This is a genomic window from Frankia sp. CcI49 (assembly GCF_001983215.1).
Classification (GTDB): Bacteria; Actinomycetota; Actinomycetes; order Frankiales; family Frankiaceae; genus Parafrankia; species Parafrankia irregularis.
This window is the reverse complement of record NZ_MOWP01000035.1, coordinates 56059-74551: the sequence shown is the minus strand read 5'-3', so window position 1 is coordinate 74551 and position 18493 is coordinate 56059. Positions and strand designations below refer to the sequence as shown.

Sequence of the window (18493 nt, the reverse complement as noted above, 5' to 3'; positions counted from 1 at the left end):
CCTTGATGACCACTGCGCTGCGCACCGCCGCGGCCGGCGCTCTCCTTGCCTGCGGGGCCTTGGCCGCTGCGGTTGGCGTCACACGACACGACGGCGACGACAGTACTTCCGCGACAAAGGCAATGGAGGCGCTCGCCGCCCCCGAAAAGACAATGGAAGCACTCGTCACATCCAGGGGGCCGTACGTCGCGCTCGGCGACTCCTACACCGCAGGGCCGAGAATCCCGGGCCAGACGGGCACGCCGGCCGGCTGCGCCCGATCCGACCACAACTACCCCTCCCTCGTTGCCCGCCAACTCGGGATCCGGGCGACCGACTTCCGCGACATGAGCTGCAGCGGCGCGACCATCGCGGATCTCACCGAGTCCCAGGAGACCGGCGAGGGCACCAACGCCGCCCAGCTCACGGCCCTGTCCGCCCAGACCCGTCTGGTCACCCTCGGAATCGGCGGCAACGACATCGGCTTCAGCACGATGATCAAGCGGTGCGTCGGCATGGGGGTCGTATACCACGCCCTCGGCAGCGGCAAGTACATCCCCGATGACATGCCCTGTGCGCGGCTCTACACCGGGACCGGCGGCGACCAGGTTCAGCGGAAGATCGACGCCGCCGGCAGCCGGCTGACGGACGCGCTGAAGAACATCGAACAGCGGGCGCCCGAAGCCCGCGTCTACGTCGTCGGATACCCGGCGATCCTGCCGGACGACAGCACCGGCTGCGAGCGCGAGATGTCCCTCGCCCCCGGCGACATGACCTACCTGCGGGAGAAGGAGGAACAGCTCAACGCCGAACTCCGCGAGCGGGCCGAGGCCAACGGGGCCGTGTACGTCGACACCTACTCGGCGTCGGAAGGCCACGACGCCTGCTCGGCGGCGGCTGACCGCTGGGTCGAGCCTCTTGTGCCGAGCAGCCCCGCCGCGGCCATCCACCCCAACGCACGCGGCGAGCAGGGGATGGCCGACGCTGTTCTGCGCGTCCTGGGCACCATCGGATGAACCTGACGGAGCCCCCGTCCCCGAGAACACCGGGCGTGGACGGCCAGGACTTCAGGGCTGGGTGTTCTGCGGGCTGTTGAGGTAGGCGAGCACGGCGAGCACCCGTCGGTGACCGCTGTCGCTGGGCGGCAGGCCCAGCTTCAGGAACACGTTGCCGATGTGCTTGTGGACCGCACGCTCGGTGACGACGAGCGTCCTGGCGATGGTGCTGTTGTCGTGGCCTTCCGCCATCAGCTCCAGCACCTCGCGCTCACGCGGTGTGAGCGAGTCGATCGGCGTGTCGCGGCGGCGGGTCATCAGCTCGGTCACCACCTCCGGGTCCAGGGCGCTGCCGCCCGCAGCGACGCGTTCCAGCGCGTCGAGGAACTCGTCGACCCGACCGACGCGGTCCTTGAGCAGGTAGCCGACCCCGCTCGCCCCGCCGCCCAGCAGTTCGGCGGCGTAGGACCCCTCGACGTACTGGGAGAGGACCAGGACCGGCAGGCCAGGAATCGTCTCCCGCGCCTCGCGGGCGGCGCGCAGGCCCTCGTCGCGGAAGTGCGGCGGCATCCGCACGTCCAGTACGGCGATGTCCGGCCTGTATCGGAGCAGAGCGGGCAGGATCTCGGGCCCGCTGCCGGCGACGGCCACAACCTGGTGCCCGGCCGAGTTCAGCAACAGGACGAGCCCCTCTCTCAGCAGGGCGTTGTCCTCGGCGATCACCACACGCACGGCAGCTCCACTTCGATCTCGGTCGGGCCCCCGGTCGGGCTGGTCACGGTCACCTCGCCGTCCAGGGCGGCGACGCGGCGGCGGATGCCCAGCAGGCCCGAGCCGCGGTGCTCGTCCACGCCGCCGGCGCCATCGTCGCGGACGACGGCACGCAGTCCGGCGCGCAGGCGTTCCAGCCGCACGGTAGCCCGGCTACCGCCGCTGTACTTGGCCGCGTTGGTCAGCGCCTCAGCCACCGCGAAATACGCGGCCGCCTCCACCGCCGCCGGGGGACGGGGCCCCTCCTCCAGACCACCCACGACGTGAACGGTCACGTCCAGCCCGCTGCTCGCCGCCAGCGCCCGCACAGCGCCGACCAGACCGCGGTCGGTCAGGATCGGTGGGTGGATGCCGCGCACCACGTGCCGTAGCTCGGTAAGAGCCTCCTGGGCATGGTCCTGGGCGTCGGCGAGCAGTCTGCGGGCGGTGTCGGGGTCGCGGTCGTAGGCGCGTTGGGCCAGGCCGATGCGCATGGAGAGGGCCACCAGGCGGGCCTGAGCGCCATCGTGCAGGTCGCGTTCGATGCGGCGCAGCTCAGCTTCGTGCGCGGCGATCGCGTCCGTGCGGGTGGCGGCGAGCTCCTGCACCCGGGCAGCGAGCAGTGCCCGTGGGGCGGGCCTGAGCAGGGCCTGCGACCAGCGAGCCTCCAGRTCGGCGAGCCGGGTGATCAGCGGAAGCACCACGGCTTCGCGGCGCAGCAACCCGCACCGCACCCCGTCGACGACCAGGCCGAGCGGCCACAGTGGCAGAGCGAGGAGGATCAGAGCACCGTAGAGGTAGAAGGCGAGCATCCACAGCAGATCGGTGCGGGTCCCAGGGTCCTGGACCGCGATACGTAGCCGTTGCCGCAGCGGGCCGGTGATCGCCTGGTACGCCTCGGGGATCTCCCGGCCCGTCCACGCCGCCGTCATCTGCCGTTTGGCCCCGGCGATACGGCGGATCAGCAACACCGTCTCCGGCAGCAGCCACGCCCCGACCACCGCGAGCGTGCCCATGGCGGTGATCAGCAGAACCGTGATGAAGATGTAAAGCCCGAAGGCCATCACCGCGGCCCCGCCCAGCTGGACCGTCGCCCGCCCGGCCAGCCGCATCGCCTTCCACATAAGCCCACGCTAGGGGATCGGATTCCGCGGACCGGGCCGACGCCAAGAAGGTGTAGCCCGCTACACCACTCGTTCGGGAGTGCGCTCCCTGGCCCGCACACACGCGCCCGGGAGACGCTGGAACCAACGGCAGGTCGAAGACTCCTGCCCGGGCACCGCACCGTTCACCGCGCGCCTCACGGACGGCGAACCCCACGGCGGCACGCGCCCGGGACCTGCGCCCTACATCACCCCCTCATCCACCGGAGGAGAGCACCACCGTGAGCAGGATGAAGGCCCTCTACACCGGCACCACCCCGGACACCGTCGAGATCCTGGAGGTGGACCGCCCTGTCCCAGGCCCGCGCGACGCGCTGGTCAGGATCCGAGCCTGCGGCATCTGCGGCACCGACGTGTCGTTTCTGCACCTGGGCGGTATCCCTGCCCACGCTCACCTGGGCGGCGACATCGTCCCCGTCGCGCTGGGCCACGAACCGGCCGGTGAGGTCGTCGAGGTGGGCGCCGAGGTGGAGGGACTGAAGGTGGGGGACCGGGTCGTGGTCAACCCGCAGGGGCCGAGCGGCGTCATCGGCTGCGGAGCGCGGCAAGGCGCGCTGAGCGAGTACCTGCTCGTCGAGAATGCAGCCGTCGGCAGGAGCCTGGCCGTCTTCCCCGACCACGTTCCCTTCGACGTCGCATCCCTCAACGAGCCCATGGCCGTCGCCCGGCACGCGGTCAACCGCTCCGAGGCAAAGCCTGCCGACAAGGTCGTCGTCTTCGGCGCCGGGCCCATCGGCCTCGGCGCGGCGATCTGGCTGAAGCTGCGCGGCGTGGAGCACGTGGTCGTCGCCGACGTCATTGCGTCCCGGCTGGAGAAGGCGCTGGCCATAGGAGCGGACGCCGTCATCGACTCCGCCGAGGAGGACGTCACCGGGCGCCTGACCGAGCTGCACGGGCAGGCCACCAACGCCCTCGGACAGCCCCGGCCCGGCACCGACATCTACTTCGATGCCGCCGGCGCAGCGGCGGTCTTCAACACCGTGGTGGGCAACGCCAGATGGGGCGCCAAACTGGTCATGGTCGCCATACAGAAGAAGAGCTCGGAGATCGACCTCGGCGGAATGCTCCGCAGCGAGCTCACGCTCATCGCGTCTCAGGGCTATCCGACCGAGATCTTCGAGGTCACCCCCGAACTCGTCGAGCACGAGGACCGCTTCGCCAGGCTGATCAGCCACCGAGTGCCGTTCGCCGAGGCCGACCGTGCCTTCGAATGGGCCCTGACGCCCGGCGCCGCCGAGAAGATCGTCGTCACCCTCGACGACTGACCGAAGAAATGACACCGCTGTCGCGTCCGGACGAGAGCCCGGTGCGGACAGCCTGCAGTAGTCGAAAATGGCTGCCTCCGTCCGAGGCGGAAATCGAGCGGCGCGGTGCACATTCTGGCTGCACCCCGCCACCTCGCTGCACCCCGCCACCCCCCTGCACCCCGCCACCGCCAGCAGCATGAGATGGAGATGTGCGGTGAATCACCGATCCGACGCCGGTGAGCCCGGCACCGGCGCCCACCTGTCCGGCGATGCCGGCGGCCCTGACGAGGCAGGGGAGAACAGCGCCGAACAGAGCCGCATTGAATCGGTCGAACCCCTGAGACAAGCCCACGTCCGGCCCGAGGCACTGTGGAGAGAACGGATCCAGGCTCGTCACCCCGTCCCACAGGCGCAGTCAACCACCCGTAGCACCCAGCCGGACGTCGCCAGCGAAAGCCACGCCTGCCCTCGCGGTGATGATCAGCAGAGCCATGAGGAAGGTCCGGTGGCATACCGCGACGCCGGGAATGATGCAGGCGCCCGGCCGGCATCCGACGGGAAACCGCCATCCGTGGCCTCTGCGGACACAGCACGACATGCGAAGCGGCGTCGTCGGCGGCGGATCATTGCGGTGGCGGCACTCATCCAACTCGTCGTGTTGGCGGCCGGTGACCGATTCGCGGTCTCCGCCGCGGAAGACCAGATGGTCAGCCAGATCGAAGCCAGCATCATCGAGAACCTCGACTGCGACGTCACCCCACCCACGGTGAGCGACGTCAGTATCGGAGGGTTCCCCTTCCTGACTCAGGTGGCATTCGGCAGGTTCAAGGACATCGGGGTGACCGTAGAGGGGGTACCCACGCCAGGGCCCCGGATCTCCGCAGTTGAGGCACACCTGCGCGGCCTGCACATCCCGGTCACGAAGATGCTCACCAACAGCGTCGGTGAAGTGCCGGTCGACGAGGTCGAGGCAACAGTTCACCTCGACTACAAAGATGTGAACACCTACCTGGCTGACCAGCCGGGCGCGGTGCAGATAAACCCGGTGGACGACGGTGACCAGGTAGAGGTCTCCGGAATCGCCGACATCCCGGTAGTCGGCTCCCAGCAGGTCGGCGGCATCACCACCTTCGAGATCCGGGACAACAAGCTCACTCTCGTACCTTCAGAGATCTCGCTGCGTGGCACGCTGGACATCAGTATCCCCGTTCCGGGTGGGTTGGGAAACCTGCTTCCCGACATACCGATTCCGGTCGGCGCCCTGCCGTTCGACGTCAGCGTTGTCAAGGCGGCGACCGATGCGACAGGTCTCTCGCTGACCGCCACGGCCAGGGACATCACGCTCCCCGAGGCCGACACGAAGCCTCGGAACTGCTCGGCGGCGGACACCGACCGGTCCTGAGTGACCGAACACGCCGCCGTAGCCGTGTCGCGCTCGGGCAACCACAGCGAAGCCCACGAATGCGTCCTATGGTTTCGCACCCATGAAAAAATCTCCTACGGAAGAATTTTCCACGACCAGAAATTTTCGAGAAGGAAGAAGGAGGGTGGACGTGAAGAGGATCGCTGTTTCCCTCGCCGCCGCATTTACTGTACTGACCGCATGTCAGGATCCAATCGACTCGGCCGGCGGCGCCAGTAACGCATCCTCCGGGCCGAGCGCCTCGGCGCAGATGTCACCGAGCCCGGGTGCCGCGCCAGACAGTGCGGACGCCGCCGCATATGTTGCACAGTTCCGCAGGGATTTCCCAGAGGTCGCCGAAGGCAGGACGGACCAGCAGATCATCCAGGATGCCTTCAGTAGCTGCTCGGACATGGCGGCCGCCATGGCTATAACCACTCCGTCGATGGGGCAACGCTACGGGCTCGGTGGATCGAAAGCCGACCAGTTCACTCTGCACAACATCGCGCTACTCACCATGGCGAAAATCTGCCAGACCGTCTGACGAATGGCGACGCACAGTTGGAGGGGCGCTGATGCCACGACGATCGCTCACTCGGTGGATAGCTGCGAGAATCCACACCGCCATTCTGATGATCCGGTCGCGGAGCGGAAGGCCTACCCCAACGCATGCCGGTCCACATCGATCTCGGAGCACCCCGATGAGGCGGCTTCTTACGTCCCGTCCTGGCAGAGAGCCAAATATCGCTGACGCCCTACGGATGGCCGCGGGGAGAGCTGCGTCCTTCGTCTGGTCGTGCATGCTCTGGGTGGCTTTCGCCGTAAGTATCACAGGAACGATCGCCGGAGCGAAGATCCTCGATCTCGACGGTGTGCAGGGTAAAGCCGTGAGCTACGGCTCGATCGCACTCTCTCTCCTGGTGGGATCGCTGCTGGCACGGCGAGAGCCCCTGAAATCGCTCCTCAGGTCGACCAGGGTGCAATGGTTCCTGTTTCTTTTCAACGGCGGCATCGCCGTGGGTTCCTATTTCTTCGTTGACGGCAACAAGGGTACCGGCCTTGCTGTCGGGATGGGGCTGGTCGCCCTCGGAGCAGGTATCGGCCTGCTGAAACATCCGAACCGGTCCGCCGCCCGGCCGGAATAACGTGCTCCGTCGGGCGCTGTCGCGTCGACAGTCCGCCATCCAGCGGCCGTTATCCGGCCATGATCGGGTGCTGCGTCGACGTCGTGGGCTGTCCACCGGTTCCGACGTCGGAGTTCGCGCGGTTCCGGTTCCCGCCGGAGGTGATATGTCGATGGACGTCCGCTGGCGTCCATCCTCGTTCACCAGACTCGTCGACGGTCGACCGTCGACCGTCGACCGTCCGTCCAGGGGAGCTGCCCGATCGCCTGACGTCGCTGGAGGAGCCGGACGGTTCGAGCGCAGTCTGGTTTGACTTCGAGCGCGCTCTAAGCTTTAGCGTCGGGGCATGGTCACGATCGACGGGCTCGATGAGCGCGGTCTCGGAGTCTCGGGCTCGCGCCGGCCGGATGTCACGCCCACCGAGCCTGACGCCGACTCCGATGCATCCCCCGTCCTCCTTGCGCGCCCGGATTTCCGACTCGACGCCGTGGGTATCGCTGGCACGGCCGGCACCGCTGACATCAGCGGCAGCGCCGACAGCGGCAGCGACGTCGAGCACACCGTCGCCCCTCCGCTCACCGGTCTCACGATCGCAGAGGCGGCGAAGGCGACGGGCGTCAGCGCGCACACGCTGCGGTACTACGAGCGCGTGGATCTGATGCTCGAGCGCGTGTCCCGAGCGCCGTCGAGTCATCGCCGATACGACGATGTGGACCTGCGCTGGGTCGGGACACTGACCGCACTGCGCCGCACCGGCATGCCGATCCGGCAGATCGCCCGGTATGCGGCGCTGGTCCGGGCTGGCGACGGCAACGAGGCGCAGCGACTCGACCTGCTGGCCGCGCACCGACGGCTCGTCGCCGAGCGGCTCGAAGAAGTCCGCCGTCACCTCACGGCCATCGACAACAAGATCGATATCTATCGGAAGAAGGTCGACGACTGATGCCAACCTCCACGCTGCGCCAGATACCGCTCGGCGCCCAGGGCCTTCAGGTCTCCGCCCAAGGCCTGGGCTGTATGGGCATGTCCGACTTCTACGGCACCCGCGACGACGAGGAGTCGGTGGCCACCATCCGCCGGGCGCTCGACCTGGGTGTCACGTTTCTCGACACAGCCGACATGTACGGACCGCACACGAACGAGAGGCTGGTCGGGCGGGCCATCGCCGGCCGCCGCGACGAGGTGGTCATCGCCACCAAGTTCGGGATCGTCCGCGACCCGGCCAACCCGCTCGCACGCGGTGTCAACGGTCGGCCGGAGTACGTGCACTCGGCCTGCGACGCATCCCTCTCCCGGCTCGGGGTCGATCACATCGACCTTTACTACCAGCACCGGGTCGACCCCGACGTGCCGATCGAGGAGACCGTGGGGGCCATGGCCGAGCTGGTCGCGGCAGGTAAGGTGCGCTTTCTCGGACTCTCGGAAGCGGCCCCGGCCACCATCCGCCGGGCATATGCCGTGCACGCGATCAGCGCGCTGCAGACCGAGTACTCCATCTGGTCCCGCGAACCTGAGAAGGAGATCCTCCCGACGGTTCGCGAGCTCGGTATCGGTTTCGTCTCGTACAGCCCGCTGGGGCGGGGCTTCCTCACCGGGAGCTTCCGCGGCGCCAAGGACTTCGAGGCCGGGGACTTCCGTGGCTCCCTGCCCCGGATGAACGAGGAGAACCTGGAGACGAACCTCGCGCTGGTGGCGGAGATCGAAAAGATCGCGGCAGCGCGGGGATACACACCGGCACAGGTCGCCCTCGCCTGGGTACACCATCAGGGCGCCGATATCGTCCCGATCCCCGGGACGAAGCGACGTACCTACCTGGAGCAGAACGCCGCCGCCGCAGATCTCGAGCTGAGCGACGGGGAGCTCGAGACCTTGGCACAGGCAGGCGAGAGCGTCCGGGGCGAGCGGTATCCGGACATGTCCAGCGTCGACCTGTAGGTTGAAGGGCCTGACATCAGAGGGCCTGTCTCGTTCTTGGCTGAGACTCGGACGAGCCGGGCGTTACCACCGAGTCTGTTGCGTGCATCGAAGTAGCCCAGGACGGGCCCGCTTCCGCAGGCAAACGCGCAGGCCACCACCCAGATCGGAGTTCTGGAGCTCCACAGGGCAGGCCACGGCCTCATCCGAAGCAGGAAAATCATCGCGCTGGCAGCGACCCGCGCGAACTGTTCTGGGTCAGGTAGGCAGGTCGCGACGTCGGCTGCCACGAAAACAAGGTCGTTGGGCCTCGTCCGTGGCATCTCCACGATCGCCATGGCCGGTTCCGGATGGCAGGGCGGCGCGCAGCCGAGCGCCGCGAAGACGTCCGCCGCCTGCTCGGCGGGGCAATGACGGCCTTGTCTGCCTACGGACCGCAGTACGTGAGCCCCGGAAAGCCCAGAGCCCCGCGTCGTGTGATCGGCTGCGGGGCTCTGAACCTGTCTCAACCAGACACCTGAGGGTCCCACCCAAGGGAAGATCCACGGGTAGTACCTGGAACGAAGCTCCAGGCCGTGGGGTGCGGGGCTCGGCCCCGGGGTCACATTGCGGGCCCTGGGGAGTCGCCCCAAAGGGCGACGACCAAGGATATGTGCTCGGAGGAACTCGAACCAGACTCGAACCCCCGTTGGTAGTAGTCGGGGCCGAGGTCGCGGTAGGTGGTCTGGTCATGGAGGGCTCGTCCACCAGCTCCAACAGCTCGGCCACCAGGTCACCCTGACAGCCTTGCGGCCGGAATAGTGCTTGCCGGCCGACTCGTTGTTCCCGGGACACAGTACAACTGCAGTGCGGCTCCGGCCGCGACGATGCTCACGGAGTGTGCATGCCGTTGGTTTACGAGCGCGGCCCTTTGGTCCGTCGCTGCGGCTCGCCACCAGCTCCCGCGTTCGCGGTCTGGCACCTCGAAACAATGTCCTGAGGGAACTCGGACCTGAGCCTAGTATGGGCTTCATGGTGGGGGATGGGAGCCGGAAATCCGAGGAAGAGTACGTGCATTATCTGGAGGCCGAGCGTTCACGATACGCCTGGGTTATGCGTGTCTATGGTTACCTGTCCCAGGCGCAAGCAACTGAGGCAGCTGAGCGACGATATCCGTATGAGCATGCGGACGCTCCGTATCGCGGCCTGATCTTTCACGACGAGGCGTGGCATTGGGCGATGCTTGACCTCAAGGGAGAGCGCTACTGGTTGCGCCATCCGGAGTTGACCAGTCCGCCGGATTCTTATAACGCGCTCGATTGATCTCCGATGAATTGTGGTGAAAGTAGGTAGTCCGTGACCGTCCACTGTCCTCCGCGGGCTTGACCGAACGTGGATGTGCAGAGACCGCCGGGCGCCGGTCCGGCAAGGGAAGAGTGGATAGTCCGGGGTCACGGTGCGTCCCAGTCGAACCCGCAGTGGGAGTTCCGCCGGGTCAGGCGCTTCCCGCTGGTCGGAGACCACCCTGTAGCCGCGCTGRTGGAACTCGTGCCCGACCGGGTGAACACGGCGGAAGTGCTGATGGCGGCCGAGCTGGAGCACCACGTCTGGGGCGTCCGCCGCTACCGGGCACGGCTGGCACTGGCGCCGCACGCCATCGTGTTGGCGGGGTGAGCGGGCCCCCAGGACGAGATCACACATGAACGACGAGGGCCTGCGACCCATGACAGTGACTCCTGCCGGGCCCGCCCAGTGCTGCCGCTCGGAGATGCCGACCCGTGCTGCCCGGCGCTTGCGACCTCTGGGACGGCGAGCTCCGCGAGATCGCGAGGCGTGCCACGGCAGAGGTCACAATGACCGTGTATGGGCACAGCTCGCTGGAAGAGAAGCGAAAGGCGCCCGCCCCGCTCGACCAACACCTGAGCTGAGGAACATTCCTACACCCGTTGCTACAGAAGCGGCAGAGCCCCGCAGCCTTGGATGGGGGCTGCGGGGCTCTGGCCTGTCTCAACCGTGCGTGCACCGGCAGGACCACAATAAGAACCGGACGATCTTGGTTGAAGGCCCTGAGATCGTGGTTCGTCCGGTAGGGACACGTGCCCTGACCAGGGATGACGCATGAGGGCCCCGGACGGCACCAGCCCGGCCGGTGCTCCGGCCGTGGACGCGCCGGCCCAGAGCAAGGACATCGCGGTCACCCTGGTCACGTTGATCATGGCGTTGGTTGTCGGGTTGACGTTCTTGTTCGGCTTCGGCAATGTCCTCCAACTCGGGCTTCGGTTGGGGGTGCCGATCTGGATCGCGCCGCTGGTGGCCCCGGCTGTTGATCTTTCGGTGGTGGGGCTATTGCTCGGGACGCGGCAGTTGGCGTTGCGGGGCGCTCCCATCGAACTTCTGCGCCCGGCCCGGCGGCTGCTGGTGTTCTCCAGCATTGTCACTCTGGCGCTCAATATCGCCGAGCCGGTGATCGCGGGTGACTACGCGAAGGCCGCGTTCGACAGCGTCGGTCCGCTTTTGCTGATCGGCTGGAGTGAGGTCGGCCCAGGCTTGTTGCAGGCCATGCGCCACTCGCCCGAAGGCCCTCAGAATCCTCCCTCATACCCGCCGGCTGGTGTGGACGCCACGCCGCCGGCACCGGCGCCAACCGCCGACGGCGGCATCACCACACCGCCGTCGGCCTCGCCGGAGGTTCCTCGGCAGCGTCGACCCGCGGCGGCTTCGGGTGGGCTGTCGGATGAGGAGTGGCTGGCGCGGGCACGGCGTGAGGATGCCCTGTACTGGGAGGAGAACCACCGGCCAATCTCCTCGGACGAGCTGCGTAGGCGACTGCACGTGGGGTCGAAGCGGGCCCGGAGCCTGGTCACACAGCTACGCGCCGAGGCCCGCCGCGTCCTCGACGAACACAGCCCGGCCGGCGCCCCCACCACGGGCGGCCCTCTCCTGGAGAGCCTCTCTGGCAGCGGCGGAGGCGGGGACAGGGTGGAGCTGGTCGAGATCGGGCCGGCGGAGCCGGCCGACCCGCCGGGTGTGCTCGCCACCGTCGGATGAAGCCTCCGCCCGTACGTGCGGGACCAGCATGCACCGGGAGTCCGCGCCGGCCCGGATACCCCCTGCGGGGCACGCCCCATCCCGTCCAGCCCGGCCCTGTCCGTGCCCGCCCGTCGACCGCCGCCCCCGCCCCCGCCGCCGTCCAGGGAGACACGCACACGTGATCACGAATCCTCCGCAGCAGAAGCATCTCGGCCGCCGCACCTACGCTCGTCCCGCCGCCCGCACCGTCGCCGGCAGTGAGCACCAGCTGTGGCTGGCCCGCCACCTCACCCCCCGGGACCGGTGGATCACCCGGATGCTGCACGAGCACCGGGTCCTGACCACCCACCAGATTGTCGAACTCGGCTGGACGGGCCGGCGTGCGGCGAACCTGCGCCTGCTGGAGCTCTACCGCTGGCGCGTCCTCGACAGGTTCCAACCGCTGGTGCCCRCCGGGCTGGCGCCCATGCATTACATCCTCGACGTCGCAGGCGCGGCCGTGCTGGCGCACGAGGACGGCCTGGACCCGAAGAAGATCGGCTACCAGCATGATCGGGCGAAGGGCATCGCCCACTCCCTGCACCTGGCGCACCGGGTCGCGGTCAACGGCACGTTCACCCGCCTTATCCACCACGCCCGCCAGCCCGGCGCCACGGGCACGCTGACCGCCTGGTGGCCGGAAGAACGCTGCGCCCGGCATTTCGGCGACATCGTCCGCCCCGACGCCTTCGGCCGCTGGACGACCCACGGCGGCACCGTGGTCGAGTGGTTCCTGGAACTGGACTACGGCACCGAACCCCTGCACCGCGTCACCGCCAAACTCACCCACTACCAGCAGCTCGCCACCAGCACCAGAATCGCCACCCCGATCCTGCTGTGGACCACCACCGCCCGCCGCGAGGCCCGCATCCGCCAGGCGATGACCCAGACGCTGCACAACCTCGACCGGCCCGAGTTGGTGCCGGTCGCGACCACCGCGGCCGACCTCACCCCACCCGACCAGCATCTCGACCCCACCCCGGCCCGCTGGCTTCCCCTGACCGCGTCCCGGCCCGGCCGGCTCGGCCTGCACCAGCTCCCCGGCGTCCCGCCGCACCTGCGTCCCACCGCCCGCCAGGACGACACCGCCGGCCCGTCGGACCCCTCCGGCCGGCTGCATCCGCCGGACCCAATGCCACCCACCAGCCTGCATCCCGCGGCCTGACCGGGACCCCGCCCATCCGCGCTGATGGTGTCTGCCCGCCGGTCCTACGGCCGGCAGGCAAGGCACCGCCGGCGCGGGAGAAGACCCACTCCGACGGGGTCTCCGGACGGTCGGGACGCCGGCAGCCCCGTATCAGAGTGACGGGGCACTTACGGCGCCACCACCCGCCGCACCGGCCCAAGAAGAAAGGGAGACGGCCGCGGACGGCCGGGACGACGCCCGCCCCGCATGAACAAGTAGAGGCCCGACACCGGCCAGGGCACGACCCCGGCCCGGTCGGACACGGGGACCACGAGAGAGGACTGTGCCGTGAACGCTGACACCTGGACGCTCGTCGAGGACATCACCAGCCGCGTGCAGCGCGCCGTGCGCGCCGGGGACTACCCCGCCATCCTGGGCCTGCAGGGCGACTGGAACCTGTTCCTCAGCGACTACCCCTACCTGACCAGCTGGGCGACCGCCCTCGCGTTCGAGATCCGCGCCGCCGCCACCGCAAAAGCCCTCCACACCCACCGCTGGGCTCTCGCCGTCCCCCAGGTCTGCTACGACGACGGCGAGATCATCCAGGCCCGGCCGCTGTACACCGCACCGCTCCAACCCGGCGAGACCGAGACGATCAGCTGGATGAGCTATGACGCCACCGACGGGGTCGACTACGGCCACGTCGAGTTTGCGCGCCGCCCGGACGGCCAGCCCGTCTTCGACGACCTCGAATACTTCACCAGTCCTGTCCAGTCCCTGCCCCGCCACCCCGGCGGCGCCCTGCACCGCCTCTTGGTCGCCGACATTGACCTCAGCGAGATCACCCTATCCCTGCCCACGCGACGCTGACCACAGGCACCCGGTGCGGACCGCAAGCGCAGACAGTGTCGGCGGGTGGGCAGGTGTAGCGATGCTGATCATGATCTTGGCCGATGAGGAGATCGCCGTTCGTGTCGATCACCCGGCGGCTGGCCACGTTGTGCCGCCGTACGGTGAGCGCCGTCGGTGAACAGCGGTCCCGTTCAGCGTGGGAGGGCAGCTGCAGCCGTGGAATCCCCACGTTGACACGCACCCAGGCTGGGGTCAGGTACTTCTTCGATGCCTCGGCATCGTTGAACTCGGGCCTCCTCCCGACCTCGCAGACGGAGACGAAGCACTCAGCGGGTGGTGTGCCGGACGGCGGGGCCAAGGGGGCGGCGGTAGGGGGTGGTTGGCCTCGCGACTGTCCGTTAGAGCCCGACTGGCAGGCTTTTGGGGTATTTGTCCCGCACCCAGAATGGCCCGCGAAACCTGAGACCTTGACAGAGTGGTTCACTAGGTTCACGCTATGTGGCGACATCCATGATCCGCTAACGGGGGCGCGGCGATGTTGCCGAGCATTAGAACAGCATGAAGTTCAACATATTCTCTGTCCCGAGCGGGAGCGTTCAGCCCCTAAAGGCGAAGTTCGGAGACGTCGGACTCAAAGCCATCCATCAAGACGAGACGTCGGGCTGGCAGAGTATCTTTTATTTTTCGACGGAGCAGGAACCGGCTTCGATCCCGTGGGTTGAGACCTATGCGGAGTACTTCGGCGACAGCCTTCCAACCAACCTCATCTACTTCGCCGCCTATCTCTTCGAGAAAGACGGTAGATGCTATGTCCTGAGCTATGGCAAGAGCCACTTCTACATACGCCAGTTCTGTGACCATGATTTTGGTATCGAAGTTGTGAAGCGTATCGGCGATCATAACAATACGCGCCAGACATCGGTGCGACGCTTGACAGGGAGGCGCAAGAGACAGATCAGAAGCCAGGCGCGAGGAACTGCGCTTGATCTAGAGAGTGGCGAAGCTGTCGACTACCTGCAGACCGACATCTCTCCTGAGTACCGGAACCGCTTCGGCCCCTCAGCCAAGTTCGGCTCTTCCATCCTCCTGAACGCGCCAATCACGAAAGATGAGATTGGCGACCTCTTCGACAACCTTGACTATGCACTCAAGGGGGTGCCTCGCTTTTCCCTGCCCCGTACCGCCATCGTTAATGAGGAGGAGGAGATCTCTCGTTATGACTCCCGCCTCTTGAGTGCCATTGCCGGAGCCTCGCAGGCGGCCGAGTTTGCCGACGAGGGGCATGACGTTGTAGGAGTCGACTTTGTTTTCAGGCGGAACGAGAGGTACGCACTTTCCTGCCGAGGATACGACAAGCTTGAGCTCGACGATGACGATCTTAACATTGACGCGCTTAGATCCTATGTGCGAAACCAGCGGATACCGGCAAACCGAATTCTGAGCATCCGCGTTCGGGTGGACAACGAAGGCCAGAAGTCATACTCCAGGAAGCTCAAGGACTCCCTCGACTTTGTTGTCGAGGGTGAGAACGTGATGCTCCGAGAGGGGAAATGGGTTCGCTTCAACGAAGACTACCTCGATCAGCTTCATACTTCCATTGACGGCATCGCAGTCGAAGAGGTGGAGGCGGATCTAGAGTACATTACCGAAATTGAGGGAAGCTTCAATGATAAGGTCGGCGAGTTGGGATACGTGTCCGCCGACAAGAACTTTGGGATCGTCTCAACAAGGGCCTCTACCCCAGTTGAAGCATGGGATCTTTACCGAGATGGCACTGTATACGCTGTAAAATTTGGTACTACGCAGAAGATTAACTACGTCTGCGACCAAGCGTCCCTCGTGCTCGAAATCATCCGCAACAATGCAAACATCCACGAGTTGGATCAAGAGCTTCGAGCTTACTGTTTGTGGCTCGGCTTCGCCCGAAAGACATCTATAGCTAGAATCTCAGAAGTAAATTCTCTCATCTTGAAGCACAAGATTGACGATTGGGCGCGGCGCTGCCGAGAACTCGGGATTGAGCCGAGGCTCAAGTTTTCAAGGCGACACAGGGAGCCTCGCAAGCGAGCGGCTAAGGCGAAGTAGTCACGCAACATCAATTTCTTCGCATAGTGGGTAAAGTTTGTTGATCATCTCTCGGACGTCCGGCCTCGACAACTGCTCCCGGGCCGCCCATGGCTGGAGCTACCAGCTGGCACGCCTCATCGCGGCCCATGCTCGCCGGGCAGACAGCAACACGGCCGCTGACCATCAGAAGATCTGGCGCTGGGAGCGCCGAGGCATCGCTCCGGACCGATTCACGCGGGGCCTTCTGGCTGAACTCCTTGGCCTTTGACCGTATTTCCTTATCCGGGCGAGGCTTCGAGGACACCGAGGTCGTGGTGGGTGAGGGCGGTGACCGCGGCCGACTGGGTGTCACGCAGCGTGCCGGTGAAGGAGACCGTGATGGTTGGTGGGTCGGCGCGACGGTCGGTGATCGGTAGCTGGCTGCCGACGTCGCGGACGAGAGCGGCGGCGGTGTCGGCCATGGCACGGGGCAGGTGGAGGAACTCCAGGTCCTCGGCGTAGCAGCGGATGAACCGTGGGGTGTTCCAGTTCAATCATCGGGACCGGTGCGAGCGCACGACTCACCAACGCGAACGGCGGGACAGGGGACCGCATCATCAGCCCCAGCGACATAACCGGCGGAGTCGACAGGAACGTGGTGAAGCCTCCGAGCGGGGTTGCTCGGAGGCTCCCGGGGTGGGTGGTCTCAGCCGTCGGTGTGGTGTTCGCGGTGGGGTCGGTCGCGGTGGGTGAGGTTGCGGCGGATGTCGTCGCAGCGGTTGGTGAGTTCGCGTGCTTCCGCGAGTGCGGCGTCACGAGTTTTGATCACGGCGCGGCGTGATCCGTACTTGCCGCCGTAGGTCTGCTGCGCGACGGTGGCGAGTAGTCCGGCGCGTCCAAGATCTTCGGCGTGGCCTGCCAGGTGGAGGAGCTGCCGCAGGGTGGGGAAGTCGCGTCCGTCTTCCCACGCCATCGCGAAGATCACGTTGGAGAGTCCGGCGAGAAAAGTCACCGACGCCAGATGCTCGGCCTGCCGTCGGGCCGTGTCGGGGTTGTCGGCGTCGGGGGTGGTGCGACGGGGGCGGTAGCCGTTGCGCTGGGCGGCGTCGTGGACCGCCCAGCGGCGGATGACGGCACGGTTCACGACGGAGGTCTCGCCGTCCTGGGTCTGGTACTGCCACCCGTCGGGTTCCCGGGTGACGACGTTCAGGGAGGCGACGGCGCAGTTCCGGATGATCGTCCCGAGCCGACGGGCGTAGATCAGTACCGCGTCCTGGGCGATGTCGTCGGACACGTCGTCGCTGCCGTAGGTGCCGAATCCGTCCCGGGCGATGGTGGCGCTGCCGTTGGCGCGCTTGCGGGAGCGGGATGCGTCGACCTTCCGGCAGTGGCGGTGTGCGTGGTCGACGATCGCGGCCCAGTCCGCTTCGGTGACACGCGCCATGTCCTCAGCCGTGGCGGACTGGGCGGGAACGGTCGACGGAATGTCCCGGGAAAGGAATGAGGAAAAGAAGTCATGCGACATGGAGGACTCCATGTGAGTGGGGGATTTAGCGCCGCGCGCCGGGCGCAACGCGCCGATAACTAATAATCCCTCCACGCACCCAAGAAATCAATGCCGCCGGGCGACTATTTCTAGGCTTTTTGGGCAATCCGGCAATCCTATTTTCGCAGGTCGGAGACCAAATCCCGTAAGTCGACAAACGGCAAAGATGTGGGTCACAAAAAGAACGCAAGCACGAAAGAATAGGCCGAGTGAAATGCAGGGGAAGGGTCGCGTGAGGAATTCAGGTATTCGTGGAATTCTAGTTGACTGCGCCTATCTGAATGGCGACTGCCGGGACCCGTGGGCCTGGAGCGGCCCGACTATCATCCAGGGCTCCTGGTAGCCAGTCGGGCTGTTCTTGGGCGGTGCCAGCGGGCCCCTGACCTGCGCCAGCACGCCGCAGGCGGGTATCCCATCAAGTGGGATACCCGCCTGCGCACCAGAGGGGATACCCCATGAGAAGGGGGTATGCCGATGTCGCGGCCGGCGTCCAGGCGGCGAACTGCCCTCACCGTTGAAGACGTGGCTGGCGGCTCGGCCTGGGTAGCACATCCGCTGGTCACGGCCTTGTGGCCTCTCGCTGTGCGTTGCCGTGGCGGTGCCAGCGCCCGCTGCTGGCCGGTCCGGTTCCCCGTGGGCGGCGTGGGGCTTGTGGCCGGCGGGGACACCGTTGCTGGCGCTCCGCTGGGTCGCCGCGGCGGTGGCTCACCTCGGCTACTGGGTCGCACGCGGGGCCGCACGCGGTCGTTATCCCGTTCCGGGGGCAGATCTAGACCACGGGGTGGCTGGGTTCGCCGATTTGCTCTCTGCCTGCGCGTCCGACGGTTACGTTCTGAGGTGTGCCGCTAGAATTCCTGCGGATGCTCGGCCGCGATGGCCACCCGACCCCGCTGGGGCAGGCCTTCGCCGAGTACGGCCGCATCGCGAAGACTCTGGCTCTGCTGGCGATAATGGAACCTCTCGACGACACCCATCGCCGGGTGGTGCGGTGAACACTCAGACCACCGTGCAGGAATCCCGCCACAAACTCGCCCGCGTGATTTTCCACGGCCGCTGCGGGCAGATCTACCGGGAAGGGCAGGAGGACCAGCCCGGCGCCCTCGACCTGACCTCAACGCCGCCGTGCTGTGGAACACCCGCTACCTCGCTGTCCTACGCCAGACCCGACACCGACGTCGCCCGGCTCTCCCTGTCCGAGAACGCCCATCTTAACTTTCTGGGCTGCTACTCCTTTTCCCCCACCCCAAGGCTTTGGCCCGTGGGCTCTGCGTAGCCCCGAGGACAATCCTGATGAGGAGACC

16 protein-coding genes and 1 pseudogene are annotated in these 18493 nt (G+C 66.8%); 13 read left to right on the top strand and 4 right to left on the bottom strand.

The annotated features are described in order from the left end of the window. The first annotated feature begins 152 nt into the window (after positions 1 to 152). Positions 153 to 995, top strand: a complete 843-nt coding sequence (locus tag CcI49_RS30775; protein ID WP_198955686.1) for an SGNH/GDSL hydrolase family protein — start codon at positions 153 to 155, stop codon at positions 993 to 995. 51 nt (positions 996 to 1046) lie between these two features. Here the strand turns inward: CcI49_RS30775 and CcI49_RS30770 are convergent, their stop codons facing one another. Together CcI49_RS30770 and CcI49_RS30765 are read right to left on the bottom strand one after the other, a co-directional pair. Then, positions 1047 to 1706 carry a response regulator transcription factor gene (locus tag CcI49_RS30770; RefSeq protein ID WP_054568079.1) on the bottom strand — a complete coding sequence of 220 codons (660 nt, stop codon included), beginning with the start codon at positions 1704 to 1706 and terminating at the stop codon, positions 1047 to 1049. Further along, positions 1694 to 2848, bottom strand: a complete 1155-nt coding sequence (locus CcI49_RS30765; protein ID WP_054568078.1) for a histidine kinase — start codon at positions 2846 to 2848, stop codon at positions 1694 to 1696. The genes CcI49_RS30770 and CcI49_RS30765 overlap by 13 nt, the downstream gene beginning before the upstream one ends. A 269-nt stretch (positions 2849 to 3117) precedes the next feature. Between CcI49_RS30765 and CcI49_RS30760 the strand changes: the two genes are divergently transcribed. From CcI49_RS30760 to CcI49_RS30705, 11 genes are all read left to right on the top strand, one after another. Further along, a complete protein-coding gene (locus CcI49_RS30760; protein ID WP_241840348.1) occupies positions 3118 to 4152 on the top strand; it encodes an alcohol dehydrogenase catalytic domain-containing protein in 1035 nt (344 codons plus the stop codon). Between the two features lie 613 nt (positions 4153 to 4765). Continuing rightward, positions 4766 to 5536: a DUF2993 domain-containing protein gene (locus CcI49_RS43720; RefSeq protein ID WP_076832340.1), complete on the top strand. Its 771-nt coding sequence runs from the start codon at positions 4766 to 4768 to the stop codon at positions 5534 to 5536. Between the two features lie 151 nt (positions 5537 to 5687). Next, positions 5688 to 6080 carry a hypothetical protein gene (locus CcI49_RS30750; RefSeq protein ID WP_076832599.1) on the top strand — a complete coding sequence of 131 codons (393 nt, stop codon included), beginning with the start codon at positions 5688 to 5690 and terminating at the stop codon, positions 6078 to 6080. Positions 6081 to 6345: 265 nt separating this feature from the next. Continuing rightward, a complete protein-coding gene (locus CcI49_RS42770; RefSeq protein WP_198955685.1) occupies positions 6346 to 6681 on the top strand; it encodes a hypothetical protein in 336 nt (111 codons plus the stop codon). Positions 6682 to 7006: 325 nt separating this feature from the next. Further along, positions 7007 to 7603: a MerR family transcriptional regulator gene (locus tag CcI49_RS30740; protein WP_198955684.1), complete on the top strand. Its 597-nt coding sequence runs from the start codon at positions 7007 to 7009 to the stop codon at positions 7601 to 7603. Then, complete coding sequence (locus tag CcI49_RS30735) at positions 7603 to 8595, top strand: aldo/keto reductase (RefSeq protein ID WP_198955683.1); 993 nt, start codon at positions 7603 to 7605, stop codon at positions 8593 to 8595. Before CcI49_RS30740 ends, CcI49_RS30735 begins: the two co-directional genes overlap by 1 nt. 981 nt (positions 8596 to 9576) lie before the next feature. After that, complete coding sequence (locus CcI49_RS30730) at positions 9577 to 9876, top strand: hypothetical protein (protein WP_198955682.1); 300 nt, start codon at positions 9577 to 9579, stop codon at positions 9874 to 9876. Positions 9877 to 10671: 795 nt separating this feature from the next. Next, positions 10672 to 11601 (top strand): hypothetical protein, encoded by a 930-nt coding sequence (locus CcI49_RS30720; protein ID WP_076832336.1) that lies wholly within the window; start codon positions 10672 to 10674, stop codon positions 11599 to 11601. Positions 11602 to 11761: 160 nt separating this feature from the next. Next, positions 11762 to 12787: a replication-relaxation family protein gene (locus CcI49_RS30715; protein ID WP_076832332.1), complete on the top strand. Its 1026-nt coding sequence runs from the start codon at positions 11762 to 11764 to the stop codon at positions 12785 to 12787. Positions 12788 to 13096: 309 nt separating this feature from the next. Next, positions 13097 to 13618 (top strand): hypothetical protein, encoded by a 522-nt coding sequence (locus CcI49_RS30710; RefSeq protein WP_076832329.1) that lies wholly within the window; start codon positions 13097 to 13099, stop codon positions 13616 to 13618. Between the two features lie 540 nt (positions 13619 to 14158). Next, on the top strand, positions 14159 to 15685 hold the full coding sequence (locus CcI49_RS30705; RefSeq protein WP_076832326.1) for a DUF6119 family protein: 1527 nt from the start codon (positions 14159 to 14161) through the stop codon (positions 15683 to 15685). A gap of 260 nt (positions 15686 to 15945) precedes the next feature. Here CcI49_RS30705 and CcI49_RS30695 read toward each other — a convergent pair whose 3' ends face one another. Together CcI49_RS30695 and CcI49_RS30690 are read right to left on the bottom strand one after the other, a co-directional pair. Then, positions 15946 to 16200, bottom strand: a complete 255-nt coding sequence (locus CcI49_RS30695; protein WP_076832319.1) for a hypothetical protein — start codon at positions 16198 to 16200, stop codon at positions 15946 to 15948. Between the two features lie 152 nt (positions 16201 to 16352). Further along, on the bottom strand, positions 16353 to 17171 hold the full coding sequence (locus CcI49_RS30690; protein ID WP_076832582.1) for a hypothetical protein: 819 nt from the start codon (positions 17169 to 17171) through the stop codon (positions 16353 to 16355). 869 nt (positions 17172 to 18040) lie between these two features. Here CcI49_RS30690 and CcI49_RS43715 point away from each other — a divergent pair. After that, positions 18041 to 18465: pseudogene (locus tag CcI49_RS43715) on the top strand (Tn3 family transposase); the annotation flags it as partial. Between the last annotated feature and the right edge of the window lie 28 nt (positions 18466 to 18493).